At 68.7% G+C, this 25,364-nt stretch carries 20 protein-coding genes; 16 read left to right on the top strand and 4 right to left on the bottom strand.

Translation table 11 applies throughout. From position 1 onward, the window contains the following. The first annotated feature begins 133 nt into the window (after window positions 1-133). From BW971_RS00195 to BW971_RS00205, 3 genes are read left to right on the top strand one after another with little or no spacing between them, the layout of a single operon-like run. Window positions 134-1,471, top strand: coding sequence for an AI-2E family transporter (locus BW971_RS00195; protein ID WP_076476214.1), 1,338 nt, complete (start codon window positions 134-136; stop codon window positions 1,469-1,471). Window positions 1,472-1,474: 3 nt separating this feature from the next. Continuing rightward, window positions 1,475-2,653, top strand: coding sequence for a MacS family sensor histidine kinase (gene macS / locus BW971_RS00200; RefSeq protein WP_234974119.1), 1,179 nt, complete (start codon window positions 1,475-1,477; stop codon window positions 2,651-2,653). A gap of 44 nt (window positions 2,654-2,697) precedes the next feature. Next, window positions 2,698-3,336, top strand: coding sequence for a response regulator (locus tag BW971_RS00205; protein ID WP_083709191.1), 639 nt, complete (start codon window positions 2,698-2,700; stop codon window positions 3,334-3,336). A 53-nt stretch (window positions 3,337-3,389) separates the two neighbouring features. Here BW971_RS00205 and BW971_RS00210 read toward each other — a convergent pair whose 3' ends face one another. Next, window positions 3,390-3,752: an ArsR/SmtB family transcription factor gene (locus BW971_RS00210; protein WP_083709124.1), complete on the bottom strand. Its 363-nt coding sequence runs from the start codon at window positions 3,750-3,752 to the stop codon at window positions 3,390-3,392. 142 nt (window positions 3,753-3,894) lie between these two features. Here BW971_RS00210 and BW971_RS00215 point away from each other — a divergent pair, with 142 nt between their 5' ends. From BW971_RS00215 to BW971_RS00235, 5 genes are all read left to right on the top strand, one after another. Next, entirely contained in the window at window positions 3,895-5,361 is a 1,467-nt protein-coding gene (locus tag BW971_RS00215; RefSeq protein ID WP_200799331.1) for an MFS transporter, read from the top strand. Between the two features lie 100 nt (window positions 5,362-5,461). Next, on the top strand, window positions 5,462-6,925 hold the full coding sequence (locus BW971_RS00220) for an MFS transporter (RefSeq protein WP_076475497.1): 1,464 nt from the start codon (window positions 5,462-5,464) through the stop codon (window positions 6,923-6,925). A 97-nt stretch (window positions 6,926-7,022) separates the two neighbouring features. Continuing rightward, complete coding sequence (locus BW971_RS00225; RefSeq protein ID WP_076475499.1) at window positions 7,023-7,901, top strand: SDR family NAD(P)-dependent oxidoreductase; 879 nt, start codon at window positions 7,023-7,025, stop codon at window positions 7,899-7,901. Window positions 7,902-7,911: 10 nt separating this feature from the next. After that, window positions 7,912-8,397, top strand: coding sequence for a MerR family transcriptional regulator (locus tag BW971_RS00230; RefSeq protein ID WP_076475500.1), 486 nt, complete (start codon window positions 7,912-7,914; stop codon window positions 8,395-8,397). A 77-nt stretch (window positions 8,398-8,474) separates the two neighbouring features. After that, window positions 8,475-10,511 (top strand): proline-rich domain-containing protein, encoded by a 2,037-nt coding sequence (locus BW971_RS00235; protein WP_076475502.1) that lies wholly within the window; start codon window positions 8,475-8,477, stop codon window positions 10,509-10,511. A gap of 41 nt (window positions 10,512-10,552) precedes the next feature. Here BW971_RS00235 and BW971_RS00240 read toward each other — a convergent pair whose 3' ends face one another. From BW971_RS00240 to trmB, 3 genes are all read right to left on the bottom strand, one after another. After that, window positions 10,553-13,690 (bottom strand): MMPL family transporter, encoded by a 3,138-nt coding sequence (locus BW971_RS00240; protein WP_076476220.1) that lies wholly within the window; start codon window positions 13,688-13,690, stop codon window positions 10,553-10,555. Window positions 13,691-13,868: 178 nt separating this feature from the next. Beyond that, window positions 13,869-14,486, bottom strand: coding sequence for an NYN domain-containing protein (locus tag BW971_RS00245; protein WP_234974198.1), 618 nt, complete (start codon window positions 14,484-14,486; stop codon window positions 13,869-13,871). Window positions 14,487-14,557: 71 nt separating this feature from the next. Further along, complete coding sequence (trmB, locus tag BW971_RS21770) at window positions 14,558-15,403, bottom strand: tRNA (guanosine(46)-N7)-methyltransferase TrmB (protein ID WP_234974120.1); 846 nt, start codon at window positions 15,401-15,403, stop codon at window positions 14,558-14,560. A 108-nt stretch (window positions 15,404-15,511) separates the two neighbouring features. On the opposite strand from trmB, the gene BW971_RS21775 reads away from it, so the two are divergent. The 8 genes from BW971_RS21775 (at window position 15,512) to BW971_RS00290 (ending at window position 25,352) form a co-directional block, all read left to right on the top strand. Continuing rightward, complete coding sequence (locus BW971_RS21775; RefSeq protein WP_234974121.1) at window positions 15,512-16,438, top strand: hypothetical protein; 927 nt, start codon at window positions 15,512-15,514, stop codon at window positions 16,436-16,438. Further along, on the top strand, window positions 16,435-17,136 hold the full coding sequence (locus BW971_RS00260) for a GTPase domain-containing protein (RefSeq protein WP_076475505.1): 702 nt from the start codon (window positions 16,435-16,437) through the stop codon (window positions 17,134-17,136). The genes BW971_RS21775 and BW971_RS00260 overlap by 4 nt, the downstream gene beginning before the upstream one ends. Before the next feature lie 47 nt (window positions 17,137-17,183). Further along, window positions 17,184-17,543 carry a DUF6802 family protein gene (locus BW971_RS00265; protein WP_076475507.1) on the top strand — a complete coding sequence of 120 codons (360 nt, stop codon included), beginning with the start codon at window positions 17,184-17,186 and terminating at the stop codon, window positions 17,541-17,543. 276 nt (window positions 17,544-17,819) lie between these two features. After that, window positions 17,820-19,649: a phosphoenolpyruvate carboxykinase (GTP) gene (locus BW971_RS00270; protein ID WP_076475509.1), complete on the top strand. Its 1,830-nt coding sequence runs from the start codon at window positions 17,820-17,822 to the stop codon at window positions 19,647-19,649. A gap of 33 nt (window positions 19,650-19,682) precedes the next feature. After that, a complete protein-coding gene (locus tag BW971_RS00275) occupies window positions 19,683-20,705 on the top strand; it encodes an esterase-like activity of phytase family protein (protein WP_076475510.1) in 1,023 nt (340 codons plus the stop codon). A 303-nt stretch (window positions 20,706-21,008) separates the two neighbouring features. Further along, window positions 21,009-21,905 (top strand): ABC transporter ATP-binding protein, encoded by an 897-nt coding sequence (locus tag BW971_RS00280; protein WP_083709194.1) that lies wholly within the window; start codon window positions 21,009-21,011, stop codon window positions 21,903-21,905. A gap of 36 nt (window positions 21,906-21,941) precedes the next feature. Continuing rightward, window positions 21,942-24,470, top strand: a complete 2,529-nt coding sequence (locus tag BW971_RS00285) for an ABC transporter permease (protein ID WP_076476226.1) — start codon at window positions 21,942-21,944, stop codon at window positions 24,468-24,470. A 9-nt stretch (window positions 24,471-24,479) separates the two neighbouring features. After that, window positions 24,480-25,352: a hypothetical protein gene (locus BW971_RS00290; protein ID WP_076475512.1), complete on the top strand. Its 873-nt coding sequence runs from the start codon at window positions 24,480-24,482 to the stop codon at window positions 25,350-25,352. Window positions 25,353-25,364 lie beyond the last annotated feature (12 nt).

Here is a 25,364-nt window from a genome sequence, read left to right on the forward strand (position 1 = left end):
GTGCGAGCGGGCGGGCTAGGGTTGGGCCGTGGACATCGACGAGTCGTCGCACGCTCGCCGGCACCCCGCCGCTGCGGATCCCGACCCGGCCGATCGATCGGTGACGACCGCGCTGCACAGCATCCGCGACGTGATGACCGGCAGCGACCACGACAGCGACCGCACCAAGGTGCACCCGCTGGTCCGGGCGGCCGCGGAGTGGTCGTGGCGGCTGCTGGTGATCATGGGTGCGCTGTACGTGCTGTTCCTGGCCTACCAGAAGTTCGGCGAGGTCCTCGTCCCCGTGGGGCTGGCCATCCTGGGGGCGGCATTCCTCGCGCCCGCCGTCGACTGGTTGCACCGTCACCGGGTGCCGAGGAGCCTGTCGGTCATCATCACCCTGCTGGTCGCGATGGGTGTGCTGGCAGGGATCCTGGCGTTCGTCATCGAGCAGTTCATCGACGGTCTGCCCCGGTTGACCGCGCAGGTCACCGACACGGTGAACAGCGTGAAGGACTGGCTGGTACACGGCCCGTTCAACGTTCCGCAGGAGCAGATGGACCATATCGGCAACGACGTGGTCAACGTGATCCAGAAGAACCAGGACAAGGTGACCACCGGTGCGCTGGCAACTGCGGCCACGGTCACCGAGATCGTGACCGGCACCCTGCTCACGATCTTCCTGATGATCTTCTTCCTCTACGGCGGCGGCCAGATCTGGCGGTTCTGCACCAAGGTCATCCCGATCGGCAGTCGGGCCCGGGTGATGCACGCGGGGGTCGCCGGGTTCGGCACGCTTGTCGGCTACGTGCGGGCCACGGTCGCGGTGGCCCTGGTGGACGCCGTGGGTATCGGCGTGGGCCTGGCCATTCTGCAGGTGCCGTTGGCGTTGCCGTTGGCCTCGCTGGTCTTCATCGGTGCGTTCATCCCGATCGTGGGCGCGCTGGTCACCGGCACGCTGGCCGTGTTGATCGCCCTCATCACCAACGGGTGGATCGCCGCGGTCATCGCGACGGCCATCGTGGTGGCGGTGATGCAGATCGAGAGTCACGTGCTGCAGCCGTTTCTGCTGGGTCGGTCGGTACGACTGCACCCGGTCGCGGTGGTGTTGGGTATCGCGGCGGGGATCGTTACCGCGGGCATCGTCGGTGGCCTACTCGCCGTGCCCGCGATCGCGTTCTTCAACACCGCCGTCCGGTCGCTCTACGCCGAACTCGACAGCGGCGACGAGGCGGTTCCCGCGGACCCGGCCGAGCCAGAACCGGATTCGATGTACGGGGTGGTTGCCGACGAGCCGATCTGGGACGAGATGGACGCGCCGGGCGTCCACGGACCGTTGGAGCCTGGCGGCGACAGGGATCAGGGGACGAGGGACGAGGAGCCGCGGGACGAGGAACCGGGGAACAGGGGTCGACCGGGCGAGAAGCCCGGTGGTGGAGAACGCGACCACGAGGCGCAAGGCGGATCGGACCGTCCGACGGACCGGGACTGAGCGATGGTTCGCGGGTCCTCCGTCGCCGCTCCCGAGATGCCATGGGACGACGACCCGGTGGGCCCACTGTGGCGGGCGGCCCAGGGGTTCCGAGTGCTCTCGTATGTGTACGCGTTGGGGTTCCACATCATCGTCACCGACGACCTGGAGCGCCCGGCGCTCGGTTGGGTGTTGTTCGGCGTCCTGACCGTATGGACCGCGGTCTGCGCGGTCGGCTATCTGCAGGGGTTCGCCCGACGCACCGGGTGGGTGTGGACCGAGGTGGGTGCCGCTGCGATGTTGATGATCTCCACGAAACTGGTCGCCTCGGATCACTGGGCCCTGGACAACCAGTCGTGGCCGACGACGCTGTGGGCGACCAACGCGGTGATCTCGGTGGCGATCCTGCGTGGCGTCTGGCCCGGAATGGCCGCGGGTGTGCTGATCAGTGTCGCGAGCCTGGTGGCCAAGGGGCCGTTGGCGGTGAACTGGGACTACCTGAACGCCGGGCGGAATGCGGCCTGGGTCATCGAGATCGGGGTGGGGATGGCCATCGGTGCGGCCGCGACGACCGCGCGGCGCGCCCACGAGGCGCACCGTCGTGCCGCGCGGTTGGCCGCCGCCACCGAGGAGCGCGAGCGACTCTCCCGGCAGGTGCATGACGGTGTGTTGCAGGTGCTGGCGTTGATCGCGCGGCGCGGAAGGGAACTCGGCGGCCCTACCACCCACCTGGCCGATCTGGCCGCCGAACAGGAAGGGGTGCTGCGTCGCCTGTTGGCAGCCGACGCGACCACCACGACGAACCACGGTGCCGACCTCGATCTCGTGGCGGCGATCCGGAGGCACCAGGGAGTGACGGTGTCGGTGAGCGCACCGGCGACCGCGGTGGTGCTGCCCGCGCCCCTGGTCACCGAGATCGACGCCGCGGTGACCAATGCCCTCGACAACGTCGCCCGGCACGCGGGCACGGGGGCGCAGGCCTTCGTCCTGGTGGAGGATCTCCCGGGGTCGGTGGTAATCACCGTGCGCGACGACGGTGTGGGCATAGCGCCGGGGCGGTTGCACGCCGCCGCGGCCGACGGAAGGCTCGGGGTAAGCACGTCGATCGTAGGTCGTGTCGAGGCACTCGGTGGTCGGGCGGTGCTGGACACCGCGCCCGGTCAGGGCACTGAATGGGAGTTCACGATCCCGCTCGTTCGGTGACGGCGGTGGGATGACAGTCAGGAGTACACGTGACGGTGCGGGTGATGGTGGTCGATGACCACCCGATGTGGCGCGACGGGGTCACCAGGGATCTGCAGGACGAAGGGTTCGACGTGGTGGCCACCGCCGACGGGGTGGGCGCGGCCGGTCGTCGGGCCACGGCGGTCCGGCCCGACGTGGTGTTGATGGACATGCAACTGCCCGACGGATCCGGCGCCGATGCCACCCTCGCGGTGCTGGCGGGATCGCCGGACAGTCGGGTGCTGGTGCTCTCGGCGTCGGACGAGCGTGACGACGTGCTGCGGGCGGTGAAGTCGGGAGCCAGTGGTTATCTGGTCAAGTCGGCGTCGCGGGCCGAGTTGGTCGCGGCCGTGCACGCCACTGCCGAGGGGCGTGCGGTGTACACACCCGGGTTGGCCGGGTTGGTGCTCGGCGAGTTCCGCCGCATGTCCGCCGAACCGGAGGAGGACGGCATCACGCGGTCGGTCCTGACCGACCGGGAGACCGAGGTGTTGCGGCACGTCGCGAAAGGGCTGAGCGCCAAGCAGATCGCGGCCAAGCTGACCTTGAGCCACCGGACGGTGGAGAACCACGTGCAGTCGACCCTGCGCAAGCTGCAGCTGGCCAACCGCGTTGAGCTGACCCGGTATGCGATCGAGCACGGGTTGGATTCCGAGGACTGAGGGGCGGTCTGCCGCGGTTGGGCGGCGCGACCCCATCGGAGGTCGCGCGATGATCAACCGTTGTCGCCCACGCTCGCCCCGCCTGCTGCTGTGCCGTTCTCCTCGCCGGCACTGAGTACGAGGGCGAGCAACCCGGGAAACCGGGCGTCGAGGTCGTCGCTGCGCAAACTGAGAAGGCGGCGAGCACCACGGACCCGAACCTGGATGATTCCTGCCTCCCGCAGGACCTTCTGATGATGCGAGAACGTGCTGCGGCTGACGTTCAGGCCGGCCTCGTTCTGCAGTCGGGTGCAGTCCAGTTCGCCGACACGGGCCAGGGTTTGGGCGGCACGCATGCGAACGGGATCGGCCAACGTCGCGAACACCGTGGTGAGACGCAGACTGGACCGGTCCGGATGCACATCATCGATCAGCATTCGCTCGCACCTCCGTCCCGCGTGGAAACCCGCGGAACCAACAGTATCGGTTGCCCATGTTCGATGCCAACGATACTGTTCGATGAAATTCGACATAGTCGATCTCGGTCGACATGCGCGTGATGCCACGGAGGGAATGACGATGCCGGACCACACCAGGCGTTCCCGGCTGCTGCTGCCGGTGGTCCTGTCCGCGATCTTCATGTACGGATTCGACCTCAACGTGGTCAACGTCGCGATCCCGTCGGTGCAGGACGACCTGCACGCCGGTGATGCCGCGCTCGAGTTGGTGGTCGGGGGATACGCTTTCGCCTACGCGGCCGGCCTGATCACCGGCGGCAGGCTGGGCGACCTGCTCAGCTACCGCCGCATGTTTCTGCTGGGCATGACCGGATTCATCGTCGCCTCGGTGCTGTGCGGACTCGCGCGGAACCCCACCGAGCTCGTCGTCGCGCGTCTACTGCAGGGTGCCGCCGCCGCGGTGATGGTGCCGCAGGTGTTGTCCCTGATCATGTCGTCGTTCGAACCCGACGAGCGCACCAAGGCGTTGGCGTGGTTCGGCGTCACCGCAGGCGTCAGCGGCGTGTTCGGGCAGGTCTTGGGTGGTTTGCTCATCTCCGCCGACATCTTCGGCTGGGGGTGGCGCGTCATCTTCTTCCTCAATCTGCCGGTCGGGTTGGTGGTGGTCGTCCTCGCTGCACGGGTCCTGTCCGACGCGACCCGCGGCCGCGAAACGGGTCTGGACCCGATCGGACTCGTCGGGATGACTGCTGCCCTATCGCTGGCGTTGGCGCCGTTGGCGTTTGGGCGCGAGCAAGGGTGGCCGGCGTGGACCTGGATCTGCCTGGTCGTCGCGGTCCCGGTGCTGGCCGTCGTCGTCGGTTATGAGCGTCGTCTCGCGGCGCGCGGTAGGGATCCGCTGATTGATCTCACCCTGTTCCGGCCGGTCACCAACGTCGCCCTGTTGGTCAACGTTGCGTTCATGGCCACGTTCACCAGCGGGATCTTCGCGCTCACATTGCTCTTCCAGCAGGGGTTGGGATTGAGCGCGATGCAGGCCGGGCTGTCGTTCGGGCCCATGGCCGTGTGCGGAGTCCTCGCCCCGATGGTGGGCAAGCGGCTGATCGCAGCCCACGGACACGCTCGCACCGTGCAGATCGGCTGCCTGGTCGATGCCATCGCCCTGCTGCTGCTGGCCGTCGCGCTCGACGTGTTCGGTGGACAGACTTCGCTTCCGTGGCTGATCACCGGGCTGGCGGTGCTGGGCGCAGGCAATACCCTCATCCTGCCCGCGGTCATCGGCGCCACGGTTGCGACCGTGCAACCGCACCAGGCGGGTGCGGCTTCGGGAACGCTGAACACCGTCCAGCAGTTCGCCGGTGCCGCCGGCCTGGCCACGATCGGCACCGCGTTCTTCACCCTTCTCGGTCCACATCCCGACCGAGATGACTACGCGGACGCCACGCAGGCGGTGGTATGGGTCGATCTCGCATTGGTCGCGGTCATGGCCGCGCTCACCGTGGTGCTCGCCCGCCCACCCCGCACGAGGGGAACGACGTCCGAACAGCCCTTCTCCGACGAGGCATCAACATCTGAGTCAGTGCCCTGACCTGGACTCTCATCCGCTGTCGCGGCGATGACAGCCCATGACAGACAGACGTAAGCACGGATTCCTAGTGTCAGGACAACTCGATCGCTAGGAGACTGACATGACTCTCACCACCACTGCGCCGGACACTCCGTCGCGCACCTATTCATCACTCGCCGCGGCGTGGATCCCACTCGCCGCGCTGTGCTTGGCGTTCTTCGTCGAGATGGTCGACAACACGTTGCTGTCGATCGCGCTGCCGACGATCGGTCGCGACCTCGGCAGCGGCACCACCGGCCTGCAATGGGTCACCGGTGCCTACTCGCTGACCTTCGGCGGGCTGCTGCTCACCGCGGGATCGGTTGCCGACAGGTTCGGCCGACGCCGGGTCCTCATGGTCGGGCTGGGCGCGTTCGGCGCGCTGAGCCTCGCGGTTCTCGCGGTCACCAGCACCGGGGAACTGATCGCGCTGCGCGCCGCCCTCGGTGTCGCCGCCGCGGCGATGGCCCCCATCACCAACTCGCTCGTGTTCCGACTCTTCGACGACAAGACCCTCCGGATGCGCGCCATGACCGTGATGATCATCGTCGGCATGGCCGGTTTCGTGCTGGGTCCCATCCTCGGTGGCACCGCTCTGGCCCACGTCTCGTGGGAATGGCTGCTGGTGGTCAACGCGCCGATCGCCCTGATCGCCGGCATCGGCATCCGGTTCGGCGTGGCCGCCGACCACCGATCCGACCTCACCTCCGACCGGCTGGACCTCCCGGGCGCGGTGCTCAGCATCGCCACCATCGGCCTGGCCTGCTGGTCGCTGACCAGCGGTGTGGACCACGGGTGGTCGTCGGTACTCACCGTCGGCTCGATCGTCGGTGCGGTGGTCGCGGGAGTGGCCTTCGTCTGGCACGAACGTCGCAGCGCCGCGCCGATGCTGGATCTGAAGCTGTTCACCAGCGGCCCCGTCCGCGGCGCGGCCATCGCCCAGATGGGCACCTCGATCGCGATGGCCAGCGTGATGTTCGGTCTGATCCTGCACTTCCAATACGCCTACGGCTGGAGCCCGGTGAAGGCCGGTCTGGCGAACCTCCCGATGATCGTGACCATGCTGCTCGCGTCGCCGATCTCGGAGTGGCTGGCCGCACGGTTCGGACACCGCGTGGCGTGCCTGGTCGGCGCGGCCTGCCTGGGCGGCTCACTCGCGGGTCTGGCGTGGGGAGTCGACCACGGTTACCTCGCCATCGCGATCTGCATGGTGGTGATGACGATCGGCCTGCGCACCGTCATGACGATCTGTGCGGTCGCCCTGGTCGACGCCATGCCCGCCAACCGCACGTCGATCGGTACCGCACTCAACGACACCGCTCAGGAGGTCGGGACCAGCGTGGGGAACGCGGTGGTCGGCACGCTGATCGCCGCATTGGTCACCACCCAGCTGCCCGTCGGCGCGTGGAGCAGCAGCCTGATCGACTCCTTCTTCCACGGTGAGCGGATCACGTACGCCGTCCTCGCCGGGCTGGTCGGGGTGGTCGCGACGGTCGGTGCGCTCATGCTGACCAACTCGCGCAACACCGAGGAAGCCGCTGCCTGAGCATCGGCACCGTCACCCGGGGGCAGAGTACTGCCCCCGGGTGACGCGTTGATCGGGGCTTGCGTTGGAGCGCGCTCGAAGTCCTAGCGTCGCGGTCATGACCACAGCAGAGCACGACAACCCGTTCACCTGGATCGTCACCGGCGCCACCCGAGGTTTCGGCCGGTCCATCGTCGAGACCGCGCTGGGGAGAGGTGACGCCGTGGTCGCGGCGGTGCGTCGTCCCGCGGCCATGGACGACCTCGCCGAGCAGTTCGCTGATCTCCTCGCGGTCGTCGAGTTCGACGCCCTGCACATCGACGGTGTTCCCGCGGTCGTGGACGCCGCCCTGGATCGGTTCGGTCGAATCGACGCCCTGATCAACAACGCCGGACGCGGGTATGTGGGTGCGGCCGAGGAGATCCCGGACGCACAGCTACGGGAGTCGTTGGCGCTGCACCTCTTCACACCTGCGGAGTTGGTCCGGGCGGTCCTCCCGCACATGCGTGCGCGGCGTAGCGGGACCATCGTGCAGATGAGCAGCCAGGGTGGCCGCCTGTCGTTCGGTGGCGTCGGGACCTACAGCGCGGGCAAGTTCGCGCTCGAGGGGTGGTCGGAGGCGCTCGCGTGGGAGATCGCGTCGTTCGGTGTCCGGGTGATGATCGTCGAGCCGTCGCGGTTCCGCACGGCGTTCAACGAGTCGGATGTGCTGTCGGTGGCGGAGTCGTCGGAGATCTACGCCGACGTCCTCGCCGCGGTCCGCGCCGACATGCTCGGTGCCGACGGTGTGCAGGAAGGCGATCCCGATCGGGCCGCAGCGATCATCGTCGATCTGGTCCACGGCGATCATGTCCCGCTACGGCTACCGTTGGGTGCGGAGGCAGTACAGCGCCTCGGCTTCGCCTACAGCGGTGCAGCGGCCGACCTCGATCGATGGGCGGATACGGCACGAGACGCCGACTTCCCCGGCGTGGCCGCGTCCGTGCGACCGGTGTGAGGAGGGCTAGATGGCCATCGACGAGCTGATGACCCGTGCACTCGCCGCGATTCCCGATCTGGACGGCCCGATATCGGTGGAGGCGATTCATCGACTCGTCGACGCCGACGACGACCTGGACGACGGCCCGTGGACGATCGCCGAGACCGCGGAACTGCTCGACGTGTCCGCACATTCGCTGCGCTACTACGAACGTCTCGGGTTGGTCGAGGTCGGCCGTGACTCGCTCGGACATCGGAGTTATGACCGGGAGGCCCTGCGCCGCCTGGTGTTCCTGACCCGGATGAGGCTGTCCGGGATGCCGATGCGTGATCTGCAGCATTACGTGGAACTCGTGGACGTCGGTGAGACGACCGTGCCGGAACGATTGGACATGCTGCTCGAGCACCGCGACACGATCCGTCGCCAACTGCGGGAGCTGACGCTGTCGCTGGCGGCGACGGAGTACAAGATCGCCACCTATGGGGGACACACCGGAGACGTGCCCGGGATCTGAGGGTCGGGATCTGAGGGTCGGGATCTGAGTAATAGCACGCATCCGCCGGCCGCGTCGCGACGGCAGGATCCTCACCTATGACTCATCACGGATCTGCAGACCCCGCACCCGGTGACGCCGCCGACCGGGCGGTCGTCGCCCGGCTCGCAGGCGAGTTCGCCGCCCTCTCCGAACGGCTGGCCGCGGCGTCGGCCGACCTGACCGTCCTCGACCGCGTCCTGGAGCATGTCGGCGCCACCGCTCCGGCCGGTGACCCACCTGTCAGGCGGGCCGCGTCGCCGATGCCGCCCCAGCCCTCAGCTGCGCCGCCGCCGTGGCCGGCCCCCCCGATGCCGTGGTCGCCACCACCCGCCGGCCGGGCTCCCCAGGGTCCGGCGGGTGCGCACACGGCGTGGCAGGGATCGGTGCCCCCGGGCGCGGTGGGCCCACAGCCGATGGCCTGGCGACCGGCGCCGTCACCCTCGGCGATCGCCGGTGGACCTCGGCCCACGGCGGGGCCGTACGGACCGCCGCACCGCGCGCCGATGCCGCCCCATCCACCCAAGACGTCGTTCCGCGATCGGTTGCGCGACGGCAGGTTCGTCGGGAAGGCGTTGGCCGTGGTGGGCGTGGGAGTCACCCTCGTCGGGGTGGTGCTGCTGCTGGTCCTCGCCGCACAGGCGGGCATCCTGCGTCCGGAGGTACGGGTGTCCGGCGGACTGGTCTTGGCTGCGGCGCTCCTCGCCGCGGGCATCCGTCTGCACGGGCGGGCCGGAGGCCGGATCGGGGCCATCGCGCTGTCGGCCACCGGAATGGCGACCGCTTACCTCGACGTCGTCGCCGCCACCAGGATCTACGACTGGTTGCCGGGGTGGGGTGGTCTGCTCGCGTCCGCCGCGGTCGCCGCCGCCGGGTTGACCCTGGCCCGCCGGTGGGACTCCGAACACCTCGGCCTGCTGGTGCTGGTGCCGCTGATCGTCCTCGCCCCGGTGCTGACCGCCGGGATCAATCTGCCCGCCGTGACCTTCCTGCTCGTGCTGGCCGCGGCGTCGCTGCCGGCGCAGCTCGGTCGGGACTGGATCTTCCTGCACATCGCCCGGATCGTCGCGGCCACCGCACCGTTGGCCATCGTCCTGGTCGCCGATGCCTCCGGGGACACGTGGACCGTCGCCGCGGCGTGCGCGACGGCGGCCCTGCTGGCCGTGGTGTCCGCGGTGGTGCTGATGCCCGAGACCCGGCGACGCGTCACGCTGGCGCTGGCGACCGTCGCGGGGACGCTGCCGTTGCTCGCGTCCGCACTGGTGGTGGACCGATATGTCGCGGCGGGGATGGACGTGGTGCTCGCGATCCTGCTGCTCGGGGTGGTGTTGATCGCCCAGCGGCTCGGGGAGACCACGGTCACCGGGATGACCGAACCGGTGCGCCAGATCTTCATCGTGCTGGCCGCGACGTCGGTGCTGCTCGCCACCGTTGCGGCCTGTGACGGCCAGGTGCTGACCGTGGTGGTGGCGGCCCTCGCGACAGTGCTGGCGGTCGCGGGTCGTCATCAGTTGTTCGCGCGGTTGGTGGCCGTCGGGTTCGCGATGATCGGCGGATTGGCGTTCCTCGCGCAGACCCCGCTCGACCACCTCATCGTGGCGGTGGACACCTCGGCCGGGGATGCCGCCACCACAGCGATCGCGGCCCTGCTGATCGGCGCGAGCGCGGTGGTCATCGCCTGGACCTGGTCGCGGGCCGAGGACACCGACGTGGAGATCCGACGGCTGCTGTGGGTGGCCGCCGGACTGGTCTGCGGATACGCACTGACGGCCTTCACGGTGACCGTCGGGGTCGCGACGGGTGGCACCGGTGGCGGCTTCCTCGCCGGTCACATGGCCGCGACGATCTGTGGCATCACTGCCGCGGCCGGCCTGCTGTGGGCGTCGCGTCGTCGGACGGCCGAACGACCGCTGCTGGTGGGTGCCGGGCTGACCGTGGCCGCGGCCGCGGTGGCCAAGCTCTTCCTGTTCGACCTCGCGACCCTCGACGGGATGTTCCGGGTCGTCGCGTTCATCGTCGTCGGGCTCATCCTGCTCGGCGTCGGCTCGGGTTATGCCCGGACGTTGATGACCGACGATCGCGTCACCGGCGCCTGACCCCGTCACCGACCGACCCGGCGTTCTCCGCGAACGTCGGGTCAGTCGTCTCGGGTGCCGCGGCGCAACAGATCACGGACGCTGATCTGCTTGCTGTCACCACGGTCGTGCCGCCGACCGGTGTTGCCGTCGTCGGCCACCGGCTGTTCGGCACCGCGGGGGTCGCCGCTGCGACGGTCGGCGTCCCGAGGCGCGGTGCCACCGCGGCCATCCGACGACCGCGGTCGTGGACTCAGGTCGGGACCATCCGCTTCGTCGCTCAGGTCGGTGACAGGCGCCCGACGCGGGGGCCGGACGCCCTGGTCGGGTGCCTGCGGTCGTGGTCGCGGACCGGACGGACGTTCCGTCCGCCCCGACTGCGCGCGGTCGGCCGCATCCGCCTGCGCCAGTCGGATGCCGCTGTCTCCCAGACTCCATCCCCCGGTGTCGGGCCGCGACTCGCGGGGCAGCCGACGACCCGAACCGGTGTCGTCGGGGCGTCTGGTCTGCGGACGGCGTTGCCATGGCCCGCTCGTGCCGGGTGTTTGTTGCGTCCGCTCGGCCACGCCGTCGATGTCCGGACGGGGTGTGAACGGACGCGGTCCGTTCGGTCCCGGCGGGCGGGTACCGTCACCCCGGACGGGCTGGGCCCGACGCGGGGCGCGACCCTCACCCGACGACGTGGCACCGTCGTGGCCACCCCACGGCACGCCGCGCTGCTCTTCTCCGGTCGGGATCCGGCTCGGCTCGGCTCGGCGTTCGGTGGTGTACACCGGCCCCGACGGTCGGCCGGCGCTCGGAGACTCGGTGCGGTCACCACGTCGGGCCTGCGCGGCCGGAACCCGCCCCTCTGCAGACCCGACGGCCGTGGCAGCCCCGACTGCCGTGGCTGACGATGCCGCCGCCGCGCCGAACGCCGACGTCGGGGCCTCGGCGACCAGTCGTCCCGCGCTGACCTTCGCCGGCGCACCGCCGTGTTTGCGCGACGGCTCGTCGTCGAGCACCGTCTCACCGAGGCCGATCTTGCGCTGCAGCACCTTCATCCAGTGCGGAGCCCACCAGCAGTCGTCTCCCAGCAAGCGCATCACCGCGGGCACCAGCAGCATGCGGATGATGGTGGCGTCGAGGATCAGCGCGGCGATCATGCCGTAGGCGATGTACTTCATCATCACGATCTCGGAGAGGCCGAAGGCGCCCGTGACCACCACCAGGATCGCGGCGGCGGCGGTGATGATGCGCCCGGTCTGCGCGGTGCCGCTGCGCACGGCCTCGGTGGTGGTCGCCCCCTTCTGTCTGGCCTCGACCATCCGGGAGAGCAGGAACACCTCGTAGTCGGTGGACAGACCGAAGACGATGCAGATGATCAGCACCAGCACCGCCGACATCAGTGGACCGGGGGTGAAGTTCGCGATCCCGGACCCGTGACCGTCGATGAAGATCCAGGTCAGGATGCCCAGTGTGGATCCGAGACCCAGCGCCGACATCAGCGCGGCCTTGATCGGCAGCACCAGCGACCCGAAGGCCAGGAACATCAGCAATCCGGTCACCAGCAGCAACATCACCACCATCAACGGCAGCTCGTCGAGCAGCGCGTCGATCGAGTCCTGGGTGAGCGTCGGGGTGCCGGTGACGTACATCGTCAACCCGTGCGTGTCGATGCCGCGCAACGCCTTGATCGCGTCGGGTGCGGTGTCGCGGTCGATCAGCCCCGCCGACATCTGCACGGCGTCCTCGGTGGTGGAGTCGGTACTGAACTGCTTGGTGAAACCGGGGATCTTGTTGGCCTCGGTCTCGATCTGCTGGACGGCGTCGTTGGCGTCGGTGCTGTTGGCGTCACGCTTGACGACGAGTTTGATGTCCTCGGTGCGCTCGGTGGGGAAGTACCTGTCGAAGTGCTCCTGGGCCACCCGCGTCGTGTTGTCCGGTGGGAGATATTTCTCGGTGATGCCGCCGAACTTGATGTTCGCGAACGGCAGGGTCAGCGCCAGCAACAGCAGGGCCGTGGGGATCGCGACCTTCATCGGGTGCCGCATGACGAATCCGGCGAGGCGTCCCCAGAACCCCCGTTCCACCTGTTCGCGGGTCTTGTTCTGACGGAGGAACCGGCGTAGACCCAGCCCCCACATGTCGATCCGCGGGCCCAGTACACCCAGTATCGCCGGTAGCACGGTGATCGACAGGATGGCCGCCAGCGACACCGACGCCAGCGCGCCGTAGGACACCGACTTGAGGAAACCCTGCGGGAAGATCAACAGACAGGCCAGCGCCGCGACGATGATCGACGCGGAGAAGACGACCGTCTGTCCGGCGGTCATCACCGTCCGTCTGACCGCATCACCGGTGGCGTACCCCTCGGCTATCTCCTCCCGGAAACGGCTGACGATGAACAGCCCGTAGTCGATGGCGATGCCCAGTCCGATCAGCGTCACCACCGGTTGGGCGAACACGTTGACCTCGGTGGCCCGGGCCAGAGCGGTCATGATGCCCAACGACCCCGCGATGGTCAGACCGCCGATCAGCACCGGGAGGATGGCGGCGACCACCCCGCCGAACACGAAGAACAGCATGATCGCGACCAGCGGCAGGGCGATCAGCTCGGCGCGGTGGACGTCCGCGTCCATGCCGTTGGCCAACGCATCGGCGATGGGCTGTAGACCCGCGAACTCGACGGTGGCGCCCTGGAGGTCGTAATTCTTGGGTACGTCGTCGAGGAACGGGGCGACCTTCTTGTAGTTGTTCAGGATCGACGTGTCGTCGTCACCCTTGATACCGATCGACACGAACGCGTGTTGCTTCGAGGCGTCGAACAGCCGTTCGCGAACCTGGGTCTGGATGACCGCGCTCGTGGTGCTGTACGGGTCGATGATCCCGGGGTCCTGCGCGTTGACGACGTCGGGGTGGGCGGCCTGCAGGTCGGTGACGATCTTCTCGATCCGTGCCCCGAAGGCCGGGTCGTCGACCTTGGTTCCCTGCGGGGCCGTGACGAGCATGATGAGGTCCGACTTGTGGTCGCGACCGAAGGTGGCATCGGCGTACTCCGCGCCCTTGACCGACTGCGAGTGTGGGTCGAAGAAACCGCTCTGGCTGAGGTACTTGCTCAGGCCGAGGCCGAAGATGCCGAGACCGGCCATCAGGACGATCAGCACGGCGATGACGGAAAAACGCATTCGGTAGACGAATGCGCCGATCGCTCCGAACACTCCGGGGCGCTCCTCTCGGTACGTTCGGTCGGTGGTTCCCGAACCGGACGGTCTCACGGGTCAGCGGGTCTTGGCGGTCGATGAGTCGTGGCGGTCGATGAGTCGTGGCGGTCAGTGAGTCGTGGCGGTCAGGGGCCGACGATAGCCGCGCGGGCGGGCCGGGCGTCGTCGGCCGGGGTCACGGGTGACGTCCGGACAGCAGCGCCGACAGGGGACGGAACGGTGCCAGCCACGCACCTTCGTCGGGCAGGGTGTCCAGACTGATCCGCGGCAGCGGCTCGCGGAACACTCCCGCGATGTCCTCGAGATCGATGAACTCCAGGGCCTCGGACAGCTGGGCCCAGCTGGCGTGTTCGCGGAAACCGATGACCGTGACCGGGACCCCGTCGGCGGCGACGCTCTCGAGCTCCTCGCGGAACGCCTGGCCGTCAGCCGACGCGACCACCAGCCCCGCCAGTCCCACAGTGTGCCTGCGCAGCGCGATGTGGTCGAGCATGTCGGGGTCGACATCGCTGTCCTCACCCACCTTCGGCTTCGCGAAGACCGCGAATCCGACGTTGCGCAATGCCTCCACCCAGGGCCGGACCACTTCGGCCGATCCCTGCGCGATGTTGGTGAAGACGGTCGCCTCGGCCTCGATGTCCCGCCCGGGGTTCTGCGACGACAACTCGGCCGTGCGGCCCAGCAACCAGCGGCCCAGCGCGTCGAAACGCGGCCGATGGGCCGCGGTGGGACGGCCGCCGAGGATCGCACCGAGACCCATGTCGAGATTCGGGGCGTCCCACACCAGCAGCATTCGAGGTGCCTGACTGCTGCCCGAGATGGTCTGCGCCACGTCCTGGCCGCCGCGTGGTGATGTGTCGAGATTCACGGCGTCTCCTTGATGTCGGGGTTGCTGGGTTCGGTTGGTGCACCGACCTCGTCTCGAGGTCGGCGACGTAACACGAACTCGGTGACCACCCTGCCCTCGCGTTCGGCGCGGCCCTCGAATTTGGTGGTCGGGCGGTCCAGGCTGAACGGCACCTCGTCGGGCGCCGCGGCGACCAGGATGTCCTGTTCGGCGATCTCGGCGGCGATCCATTCGGCGTAGTCGGCGTGGTCGGTGGCGATGTGCACGATGCCGTCGTCGATCAACACGTCGGCCATCTGCAGCAAGATGCCGGCGGTCAGCAGACGTCTCTTGTGGTGGCGCGACTTCGGCCACGGGTCGGGGAAGAACACGCGGATGCCGGTCAGCGAGGCCGTCGCCACCATCTCGGTGAACACCACCACCGCGTCCCCTCGGACGATCCGGACATTGGTCAGCCCGGTGCGGTGGATGAGACCCAACAGTTGGCCGATCCCGGGCCGGTACACCTCCACGGCGAGCACGTCGACGTCGGGCTCGGCGGCGGCCATCGCGGCGGTCGCCGTCCCGGTCCCGCTGCCCACCTCCATGACCGTCGGCGCGGTGCGCCCGAACCAGGTGGGCAGGTCGAGGGGTTCGGCGGTCGCGCGGGTGGGCCCGTGGTCGGTGGGGATCGTCGACGGGACGTCGCGGCCGAGCGTCGGCCACAACTGTTCCCAGTTCCGTTCCTGGGCGGGAGTCAGGGTTCCGTGTCGGGACCGGAAGCTGGTGACCCGCGGGTAGAGCCGGGCGCGTTCGGCGGGAGCGTCGGGTGCGCTCGGACCGCCACGCTGCCCACCCGAGGGGTGGTGGTCGGTGGTGTTCACCTGGCCATGGTCCCGTATTTGTCGGCCGACGACGAAGACGGGCCGGTGCCGATGGGTAATCGTTACGCGCGGCGACCTCGGGAACCGACCCGTCGTGTGCCGCGTCTCATGACCGAGGGACGCGACGGGGAGGTCGCGGGAGGGGTGCCGAAGAGCGGAAAGGGCGAGGGGATGAGTGCAGGTAGTGCGGAGGCGACCGTCCAGCGGTGGGCCAGGGGTGTGGATGGACCGTTCGGCGATGCCGGGGCGCGGCTGCGGTGGGCCGTCGGCGACATCACCCTGGACCCGCCCCGTGACGCGGTTCTCCGGGCGGCGATCGGTGCGGTGTCGGCGCCGCTCCGTGTCGCGGTCGCCGGCCGACCCGGGACCGGTCGCGACACCCTGGTCGAGGCGCTCCGGATGCGATGGGAGGTGTCGGCGGTCGGGCCCGGCGGTGATGTGGGCGCGGCGGACCTCGTGCTCTACGTGCTGGTCGGCACGGTCCGCGCGGTGGACCTTCGGGCGTTGGCCGGAATGCCGACGAACCGGACGGTGGTCGTGCTGGGCAAGGCGGACACCCTCGGCGGGTGGGATGCCGCCCGGGAGCAGGCGGCGCGATGCGCCGACCTGCTCGGGCGGCCGGTGATCCCGCTGATCCCGCTGTTGGCAACCGTGCGGCTCGGCGACGACGACCACCGCTGCCTCCTGTCGGCCGCCGCATCGGATGAACCGACACCGGTGATGACCGCGCGGTTCGTGGTCGGGGACCGGCGCGAGCTGCGGATGGAACTGGTACGTCGGGTGGATCGGTTCGGACTCGACTGGTGTGTCCGGACGGTGCGCGAGCGGGGTGCCGAACGTTGCTCGGCGTCGTCGCTGACCAACGGCCTGCATCGGATCAGCGGTCTCGACGGTCTGACGCCGGCCGTCGCGGCCCGCCTGTGGGCGGTCGGCGAGCATCGGATGGACCGATTCCGCACGGTGGTGGAGCGTCTGGCCGCGGAGGATCGGGACGCCCGTGACCGACTGGAGTGCGTCCTGCAGGGAGTGGCGTGACCGCTGCGGCGGTGGCCCTGGCAGGTGGTCGGGTGGCGGCCCGCGGTGAGATCCCTGCGCGGGTCGTGGTCGCGGGGGTGGCGCGGTCCGGGGTGAGCACCTTGGTCGCTGCCATCCGCGCGGTGTCCCACCTGCCGACCGGGTCGCCGACGGTGGCGGAATGGGACGGCGATCCCGCGGCGGTCGCGATCCTGGTGCTCGACCCGTCGTCGCGCGTCGACGAGGAGGAGTCGGCGTTGCTGGCCCGGTTACGTCGAACCGTCGGGGTGGTGGCCCTGGTCTGCACCAAGATCGACGCGTTCTGGAACTGGCCGACCATCACCAGGGTCGCCCGCGCGACGCTCGACCCGAACTCCGAGTTGCCGGTCTTCGCGGTGTCGGCCGACGCCGCGTTGGCCGGTGCGGTCGGGGAGTCGGGGATCGATGCGCTGGTCGACTGGTGCGACGACTTCGTGCGAGCGGACCCCGGGCTGCGGGCGGAGAGAGTGCGCGCCGCGGCGTGCGAGGTCGACGTCTCCGCACCGGTGGTCGGCGGGGCCGTCGAGCCGGACGTCCCCGAATCGGATGTCGCCGACCTGCTGCGTCGTCGGGCCGCGGTGATCGCCGAACGGGACCGTGGGCGATCCGATCGACTCGCCGCGGTCCGCAGCGACGGGACGCGCTGGTGCGTCCAACCCTCGCACCCCCCGCGCCGGTGACCCGACAACCGGTGACGTACTGGCGGTGTCATCGAGAGGACGAACGAATGGACGATCACATCGTCGAACCGGCCCGCTGGCCGGAACCCGAACCCTGGTCCGACGGGTGGGAGGGTGGCGCAGGCGGGGACTCGAGTACCGATCCAGATCCATCGGCCAATCTGTGGATGGTCGAGAACGACCGGATCTGGGATCTCGGACCGCCCGATCTCGACACCGACGCCGACGGGATGGCCGACTCGATCACCCGTGTGGGTCCCGGGCGACTCACGGTCTTCTCCGACGTCGACCGCGACGGTGAGGTCGAGGAGATCACCGAACTGCGCTCCGACGGCGCCGTCGAACAACGTCGTCTGGACCCATCCACCGGAGACTGGGTGATCTCGACCGCCGGCCGGGTGGACTGAGGCCCGCATCACACTGGGGTCTGCCTCACAACCCGGACAGAACGTGCGGTACCGATCGATCGTTCGCTGACCTGCGATGGAGTCGGAGGACGATGATCTGCGTTAGAATTCGGACTGCACCGCCACGGCGCCGGAGGGGCTGTACCAGTCTCCACCTGGCTTTTGGAGATGTTTCGGGCCGCTGTAGCCTGAGCCAACCACCGCCGGCGAGTCCGACGGCGCGCCTCGGGCACACGGGGGGAGCGCGTCTGGTCGGGCCGACTCAGGAGATGACACATGACCTCAGCGACCATTCCCGGTCTGGATCCCGCCAGCGCTCCGACGCGACACCCGGCACTGCTGGCATGGGTGGCCGAGGTGGCCGAACTCACCGAGCCCGAGCGCGTGGTCTGGTCCGACGGCAGCGACGCGGAATGGGACCGGTTGACCGCGCAGCTGGTCGACTCCAAGACGATCACCAAGCTGAACGACGAGAAGAAGCCGAACTCGTTCCTGGCCCACTCCGATCCCGCCGACGTTGCTCGCGTCGAGTCGCGCACCTTCATCTGTTCGGCCACCGAGGAGCAGGCGGGCCCGACCAACAACTGGGTCGATCCGGCGGAGATGCGCGCCACCATGACCGAGCTCTACCGCGGCAGCATGCGCGGTCGCACGATGTACGTGATTCCTTTCTGCATGGGCCCGCTCGGTGCCGACGACCCGAAACTCGGCGTCGAGATCACCGACTCGGAGTACGTGGTGCTGTCGATGCGCATCATGACCCGCGTCGGCCCGGCGGTGCTCGAGGCACTCGGTCAGGACGGGTTCTTCGTCAAGGCGCTGCACTCCCTCGGCGCTCCGCTACAGCCGGGTGAGACGGATGTGCCGTGGCCCTGCAACTCGACCAAGTACATCACCCACTTTCCCGAGGATCGCGAGATCTGGTCGTTCGGATCCGGTTACGGCGGTAACGCGCTGCTCGGCAAGAAGTGTTACTCGCTGCGGATCGCCTCCGCGATGGCTCACGACGAGGGCTGGCTGGCCGAGCACATGCTGATCCTCAAACTGATCAGCCCGGAGGACAAGGCCTACTACATCGCTGCGGCCTTCCCGAGCGCCTGCGGAAAGACCAACCTGGCCATGATCCAGCCGACCATCCCGGGATGGCGCGCCGAGACCCTCGGTGACGACATCGCCTGGATGCGGTTCGGCAAGGACGGTCGGCTGTACGCCGTCAACCCCGAGTTCGGCTTCTTCGGGGTGGCCCCAGGCACCAATTACTCGTCCAACCCCAACGCGATGAAGACGTTGGAGTCCGGCAACAGCATCTACACCAACGTCGCCCTCACCGACGACGGTGACGTCTGGTGGGAGGACCTCGAAGGCGACCCGCAGCACCTCATCGACTGGCGCGGTCAGGACTGGACCCCCGACTCGGACGGTCCGGCCGCCCACCCCAACTCGCGGTACTGCACCCCCATGAGCCAGTGCCCGATCATGGCACCGGAGTGGGACGACCCGCAGGGCGTGCCGATCTCGGCCATCCTGTTCGGCGGTCGTCGCAAGACCACCGTCCCGCTGGTCACCGAAGCCCGCGACTGGTTGCACGGCGTGTTCATGGGCGCGACCGTGGGCTCCGAGCAGACCGCCGCCGCCGAGGGCACCGTGGGCACCGTCCGCCGCGACCCCATGGCCATGCTCCCGTTCCTCGGCTACCACGTCGGTGACTACCTGCAGCACTGGATCGACCTCGGCAAGAACGCCGATGCCGACAAGCTGCCCAAGGTCTTCTATGTCAACTGGTTCCGCCGCGGCGACGACAAGCGGTTCTTGTGGCCCGGATTCGGGGAGAACAGCCGCGTCCTGAAGTGGATTGTCGACCGGATCGAGGGCAAGGCCGACGGCGTCGAGACCCCGATCGGCACGGTGGCCACGCCGGAGGCGCTCGACCTCGAGGGGCTCGACGTCGCCGTGGCCGACGTCGCAGAGGCGCTGGCGGTGAATCCCGAGGAATGGCGCGAGGAACTGCCGTCGATCGACGCGTGGTTCGAGTTCGTCGGCGACAAGCTGCCCACCGGCCTCAGTGACGAATTGGCCGCGATGAAGCAACGACTCGGCCAGAAATAGCGCCACACCAGTCACACCAGTAACATCCTTCCCATGCGAATGAAGCGTCTGTCGGCGCTGGTCATGGCGGGTCTCGGTGCGCTGTCGGTGTCATCTGCGGTGGCCGTGTCCGCGCCGGCGGATGCGGCAATCAAGGCCAAGTTCATGCAGTCGGTCACCCTGCCCGACGACATGATCCCGTGGCCCCTCCGGTTCGGTGGCATCTCCGGCATCGACAACGTCGGTGGCGGCAACTTCGTGCTGATCTCCGACGGCAGTGGTGACGTCGGTCCGGCGCGGTACTACCAACTGCACCTCCCGTTTCTCCGTGAGGGAATCCTGGGCGGCCCGGTCGGTCCGTTGCAGCTCACCGGGGGCGGGACCGTCCTCGGGCCGGGCAACATGCCGCTCGCCCCGGGTCAGTTCGACCTGGAGGGCATCCGCAAACGTGGCGGCGACCTGGTGGTCAGCAGCGAGGGCGCGCACCCCTTCATCCGGATCATCCGCCCACCGGGTCTGTTCGTCCGTGATCTACCGCTGCCCGTGGCCTACCGCCCGGGACGTAAGACCGGTCTGCAGGTCAACGCCGGTCTGGAGGGGTTGGCGGTGTCCCCGAACGGAACGATCAGCACACTCACCGAGGGCCCGTTGCAGCAGGATCCCGCGGGTGGTTCGCGGTTGTTGCAGTTCGTGGGCAAGGGCACCGCGGAGTACGTCTACCGGACAGACCCCGGTTACGGAGCCTCGGAGCTGCTGGCCATCAACAACACCGACTTCCTCGTCCTCGAGCGCAGCTATGACGCCAAGACCCGGCGGAACGGTGTGAAGATCTACTGGACCACCACCAACGGCGGCGCCCGGATCACCGGCGCCACGTCGGGTGCCACCCGTGCGCTGCCCAAGAACCTCATCTACGACGTCGGGGCGTTGCCGAACCTGGTTCCCGACAACGTCGAGGGCATGACGTGGGGCCCGAACATCAACAAGAACAAACGCACCCTGGTGTTGGTCAGCGACGACAACTTCAACCACCCGGCGCAGCACACCAAGATCCACATCCTGTCGGTCGCCTTCTGACCCAGGCGACGCACGTGTAAAAGGTCCTGTCTCGATGCCGACGCACCCATGCCGAACACGGCGTGGGTGCGTTGGTTTCTGCTGGTCTCGGGGCCCACCGGGGCGAAGATCAGGGATTCCCCCTATGGAGACATTCCCAGCAAACCGTGAGGATGGGACGTGCAGTCGACCGCTCACAAGCGGATCACCGCCAATTCGCCGGGCACACTGGACGCCGGGATGAAGCACCGACAATCGGCAGCAGACCTGAAGAACGCCGAAGGATTGATCGCTCGAGGATTGATCGCTGAACGAAAGGTAGTCATGAGCGCACCACACGCGCCCACGGGATCGTCGGATTCGGGGTCGGCATCGTCGACAGCGGCCCGGGCGGTGGACCTGTCCAAGGTCTACGGCTCCGGCGACACCGTCGTCGAGGCGTTGAAGTCGGTCAGCATCGAGTTCCGGCGCGGCCAGTTCACCGCGATCATGGGGCCGTCCGGGTCGGGAAAATCGACCCTCATGCACTGCCTGGCCGGGCTCGACACCGCGTCGAGCGGACGTGTACTGATCGGCGACGTCGACCTCACCGACCTCAACGACAAGCAGATGACCAAGCTGCGCCGTGACCGCATCGGCTTCGTGTTCCAGTCGTTCAACCTGGTGCCCACGCTGACCGCTCGCGAGAACATCACCCTGCCCAACGACATCGCCGGCCGTCCGGTCGACGACGCCTGGTTCGACACCGTCATCGGCCGGCTCGGCATCGGCGATCGTCTCGACCACCGACCCAGCGAACTGTCCGGCGGCCAGCAGCAGCGCGTCGCCTGCGCGCGGGCGCTGGTCGGCCGTCCCGAGATCATCTTCGGCGACGAGCCCACGGGTAACCTCGACTCCCGCTCCTCGGGTGAGGTGTTGGCCATCCTCCGGGCCGCGGTGGACGAGTTCTCGCAGACCGTGGTGATCGTCACCCACGACCCGCGTGCGGCAAGCTTCGCCGATCGGGTCGTCTTCCTCGCCGACGGTCAGTTGATCCAGGAGCTCATCCGACCGAACGCCGACGAGATCTTCGAGTACATGAAGAACCTCGACGAGCCCGGCGTCGCACCCGGCCCGGTGGTCACGTCGCCGACCGCCGCTCCCGCGGCGCAGCCCTTGTCCGGGGAGCAGCCGGACACCGAGCGCTCGCAGTCGTTCAGCGGCCGCCATCAGGCTCGGTGATCGGTGATGGCCAGCACCGCGGTGACCGGCTCGGTCATGCGCAAGGTCTCCACCCGTAACCTCGGCGCGCACAAACTCCGCCTGGTGCTCACCGTGCTGTCGGTGGTACTCGGCACCGCCTTCGTCGCGGGGTCGATGATCTTCACCTCCACCGTGTCGACGGCGTTCGACGGCATCTTCGACAAGGTCGCGCTCGGCGTGGACACGGAGATCACGCCCAAGGAGATGAACTCCCTGGGTGTGCCCGACGACGTGCTGCAGAAGCTGCAACAGCAGTCCGGGCAAGTGGGCATCGCGAAGATCCTGCCCACCTACAGTGGGCAGCTCTCCGTCGCCGACTCTCGGGGCAAGGCCCTGCAGACCGGTGGCGCACCCAGTATCGGTTCGGCGTTCGAGACCCCGCAGCAACGGTTGTCGGATACCGAGAGTGTGCTGGTCCAGGGACGGGCACCCGAGGCGGAGACCGAGGTCACCCTGAACGACTCGGCCGCCGAGAAGGCCGGGCTGCGGGTCGGGTCGACCACCAAGGTCGCACTGAGCCGCGGTGTGGGCACGCCTCTGACGGTCACGATCGTCGGCATCACGAAGATGCCCGGGAACTCCAGTGGCTACACCAACGTGCAGTTCCAGGAGTCCGTCGCCCGGGACCTGTTCACCGACGGCGCGCATTCCCAGGGCATCGACCTGCAGGCGACCCCGGGTGTCACCGCCGAGCAGTTGAAACAGCGCGTATCCGCGCTGGTGGGTAGCGACACCTACAAGATCCGCACCGGCGACGAGGTCCGCGCCGACGAGAAGGACAACGTCAACCAGTTCCTCGACGTCTTCAACTACATCCTGCTGGCCTTCGCCGCGATCGGCCTGATCGTCGGGACGTTCATCATCTACAACACGTTCTCGATGATCGTCGCCCAGCGGGTGCGGGAACTCGCGCTGCTGCGGGCCATCGGGGCCAGCAGGCGTCAGGTCACCCGATCGGTGCTGCTGGAGGCGTTCATCGTCGGACTGTTCGGCGCGGTGATCGGGCTGGCCGCGGGCGTCGGTATCGCCGCGATTCTGAAGGCGGTCACGGGGTCCACCGGGTTGCCGAGCACGGGATTGCAGATCACCCCCACCGCGGTGATCGCGACCCTGGTGGTCGGGGTGGTGGTCACGATGTTCAGCGCGTACGCCCCGGCCCGCCGGGCGTCGAAGGTGGCGCCGGTGGAGGCGATGCGGGAGAGCCAGACCGACGGCCAGACCTCGCTGACCAGGCGCACCGTGACCGGCGCGATACTGGGGGTCATCGGTGTGGTCCTCGTCGTGGTCGGTGCCACCGGAGAGGGCAAGGGTCCGGCGGCGACCGTCGGGCTGGGTGCCCTGGTGCTGATCTTCGCGGTGGTGTTCGCCGCGCCCGCGGTGTCGCGACCGGTGGTCTCCGCCCTCGCGGTGGTCTTCGCCCGGCCGTTCGGCAAGATCGGTCAGCTGGCCCGCACCAATGCCATCCGCAACCCGCGCCGCACGGCGGCGACCGCGTTCGCCCTCACCCTGGGCCTGATGTTGGTCGCGGTGATCGGCACCCTGGGCTCGACGTTCAAGGGGACCATCGATTCCGCGGTCGACAACGGTCTCAAGGCCGACCTCATCGTCGCCGGTAACCAGGGCAGCGGGTTCGCCCCGTCGGTGGTCGACGCGGTACGCAAGACCGACGGCGTGCGGAGCGTCGTGTCCTTTGCCGTCGTGGGCGCCAAGGTCGACGGCAAGCTGGTCGGCGGCAGTGCACCCCAGGGCGACCTGGCGTCCGCGCTGCCGCTGGAGATGGAGCAGGGCTCCGCGCAGATCCCCGCCGACGGGATGATCATCTCCCAGCGCACCGGCACCGAGAAGGGGTGGAAGTTCGGCCAAACCGTCGACTTCACCAGTCTGACCGGCGCGACCGTACCGGTGAAGGTGACCGGGGTGTTCAAGGACAACAACCTGCTCGATCCGTGGGCGATGGGGTCTGGGGTGTACCAGCAACTGATGCCGCCCGCGTCCCGGTCCGAGGTGTTCGTTCTGGTCAAGGCGTCCCCGGGTACCGACACCGCGGCCCTGCAGGACCGACTCGGGGACGTCACCAAGGACTACCTGACGGTCAAGGTGCAGACTCGCGCCGAGTTCAAGGGGCAGCAGTCGTCGCAGATCGACCAGATGTTGACGGTGCTGTACGCGATGCTGGGGCTGGCCCTGGTGATCGCCGTGCTGGGCATCGTGAACACGCTGGCGCTGTCGGTGATCGAGCGCAAACGCGAGATCGGCATGTTGCGCGCCATCGGGATGGCGCGGTCGCAGGTGCGGCGCACCATCTATCTGGAGTCCGTACTCATCGCGATCTTCGGGGCGGTCCTGGGGGTGGTCCTCGGTGTGGGCTTCGGGTACGCCCTGGTGCGAACCCTCAAGTACTGGGGACTGGGGAGTCCGGTCCTGCCGGGGACGCTCATCGTGGTGACGCTCATCGGGGCAGGCGTGGTGGGGGTGCTCGCGGCCCTGTGGCCTGCGGTGCGGGCGGCCCGTACCAAGCCGCTGGAGGCCATCGCCGATGTCTAAACTCGCTGCATGACCCGTGGCGACGACGAGGACCCCGACGAGCAGTACTGGGCCCGCCCGCCGGGCGGCGGTCAGGGACGACCGCCGTCCGGCCCGGACGGAACGCGGCAGTTCGAGCGCCCGGACCAGCACGGGGATGAGCAGTACGGGGACCAGCCGTATCCCGGTGCCCGATATCAGGGCGACCGGCCCCGATATCAGGGTCCCGGGTACCGGAACCCGCACTACGAGGACCCGCGCGGCGGGTACGACGACACCCGCGCCTACTCGCAGGCCGACTACTCCGACCCCTACGGTCGCGGACCGGAGCCGCAGTACGGGGGGTACGACAACGCGACCTACGGCACTCAGGGCTACGCCGATCAGGGGTACGGGGAGCAGGGTGGTGAGCCCCCGAAGAAGGGCGGCGGGTCCAAGGGCCTGTGGATCGCCCTGGCCGTGGTGGCGACCATCGTGGTCATCGCGCTGGCCGTCGGCTTCCTCGCCTTCGGCGGCCACGACAACGCACGGACCGCCACGGCGTCGACCGCTCCCACCATGACCGCGACCCAGACCGACACACCCACGGAGACCGAGACACCCACCACCGACGAGACCACGCAGGAGCCGAGCACCGAAGCGCCCACCACCGCAGGCGGCCAGACCAGCACGGTGGAATACCGCCTCAGCGGCGACGCGTCGGTGGTCGCGCTGACCTACTCGGTCCGCGACACCACCCGGGTGGAGGCGCTGGTGGCGTTGCCGTTCTCCCGGACCGTCCAGGTGGTCGGCGACCCGGTGATGCGCGGGATCGTCGTCCGGGGGTCGATGACCTGTGAGATCACCCGGGACGGATTGCCGATCGCCAGGACCACGCACGCCGTCGGCCCGTTCCAGTGTTGACCGCGAGGGTGG

The sequence above is a fragment of the Williamsia sterculiae genome (assembly GCF_900156495.1).
In the GTDB taxonomy this organism is placed as follows: domain Bacteria; phylum Actinomycetota; class Actinomycetes; order Mycobacteriales; family Mycobacteriaceae; genus Williamsia_B; species Williamsia_B sterculiae.

What these genes read in the sequence shown, in the direction of transcription:
- BW971_RS21775 (WP_234974121.1), top strand. Translation starts at nt 15,512, where the DNA reads ATGACCGAGGGACGCGACGGGGAGGTCGCGGGAGGGGTGCCGAAGAGC.
- BW971_RS00245 (WP_234974198.1), bottom strand. Translation starts at nt 14,486, where the DNA reads ATGCTGCTGGTGTGGGACGCCCCGAATCTCGACATGGGTCTCGGTGCG.
- BW971_RS00195 (WP_076476214.1), top strand. Translation starts at nt 134, where the DNA reads ATGACCGGCAGCGACCACGACAGCGACCGCACCAAGGTGCACCCGCTG.
- BW971_RS00270 (WP_076475509.1), top strand. Translation starts at nt 17,820, where the DNA reads ATGACCTCAGCGACCATTCCCGGTCTGGATCCCGCCAGCGCTCCGACG.
- BW971_RS00285 (WP_076476226.1), top strand. Translation starts at nt 21,942, where the DNA reads ATGCGCAAGGTCTCCACCCGTAACCTCGGCGCGCACAAACTCCGCCTG.
- BW971_RS00220 (WP_076475497.1), top strand. Translation starts at nt 5,462, where the DNA reads ATGACTCTCACCACCACTGCGCCGGACACTCCGTCGCGCACCTATTCA.
- BW971_RS00280 (WP_083709194.1), top strand. Translation starts at nt 21,009, where the DNA reads ATGAGCGCACCACACGCGCCCACGGGATCGTCGGATTCGGGGTCGGCA.
- BW971_RS00275 (WP_076475510.1), top strand. Translation starts at nt 19,683, where the DNA reads ATGCGAATGAAGCGTCTGTCGGCGCTGGTCATGGCGGGTCTCGGTGCG.
- BW971_RS00225 (WP_076475499.1), top strand. Translation starts at nt 7,023, where the DNA reads ATGACCACAGCAGAGCACGACAACCCGTTCACCTGGATCGTCACCGGC.
- BW971_RS00265 (WP_076475507.1), top strand. Translation starts at nt 17,184, where the DNA reads ATGGACGATCACATCGTCGAACCGGCCCGCTGGCCGGAACCCGAACCC.
- macS (WP_234974119.1), top strand. Translation starts at nt 1,475, where the DNA reads ATGGTTCGCGGGTCCTCCGTCGCCGCTCCCGAGATGCCATGGGACGAC.
- BW971_RS00205 (WP_083709191.1), top strand. Translation starts at nt 2,698, where the DNA reads ATGGTGGTCGATGACCACCCGATGTGGCGCGACGGGGTCACCAGGGAT.
- BW971_RS00215 (WP_200799331.1), top strand. Translation starts at nt 3,895, where the DNA reads ATGCCGGACCACACCAGGCGTTCCCGGCTGCTGCTGCCGGTGGTCCTG.
- BW971_RS00290 (WP_076475512.1), top strand. Translation starts at nt 24,480, where the DNA reads ATGACCCGTGGCGACGACGAGGACCCCGACGAGCAGTACTGGGCCCGC.
- BW971_RS00235 (WP_076475502.1), top strand. Translation starts at nt 8,475, where the DNA reads ATGACTCATCACGGATCTGCAGACCCCGCACCCGGTGACGCCGCCGAC.
- BW971_RS00210 (WP_083709124.1), bottom strand. Translation starts at nt 3,752, where the DNA reads ATGCTGATCGATGATGTGCATCCGGACCGGTCCAGTCTGCGTCTCACC.
- BW971_RS00230 (WP_076475500.1), top strand. Translation starts at nt 7,912, where the DNA reads ATGGCCATCGACGAGCTGATGACCCGTGCACTCGCCGCGATTCCCGAT.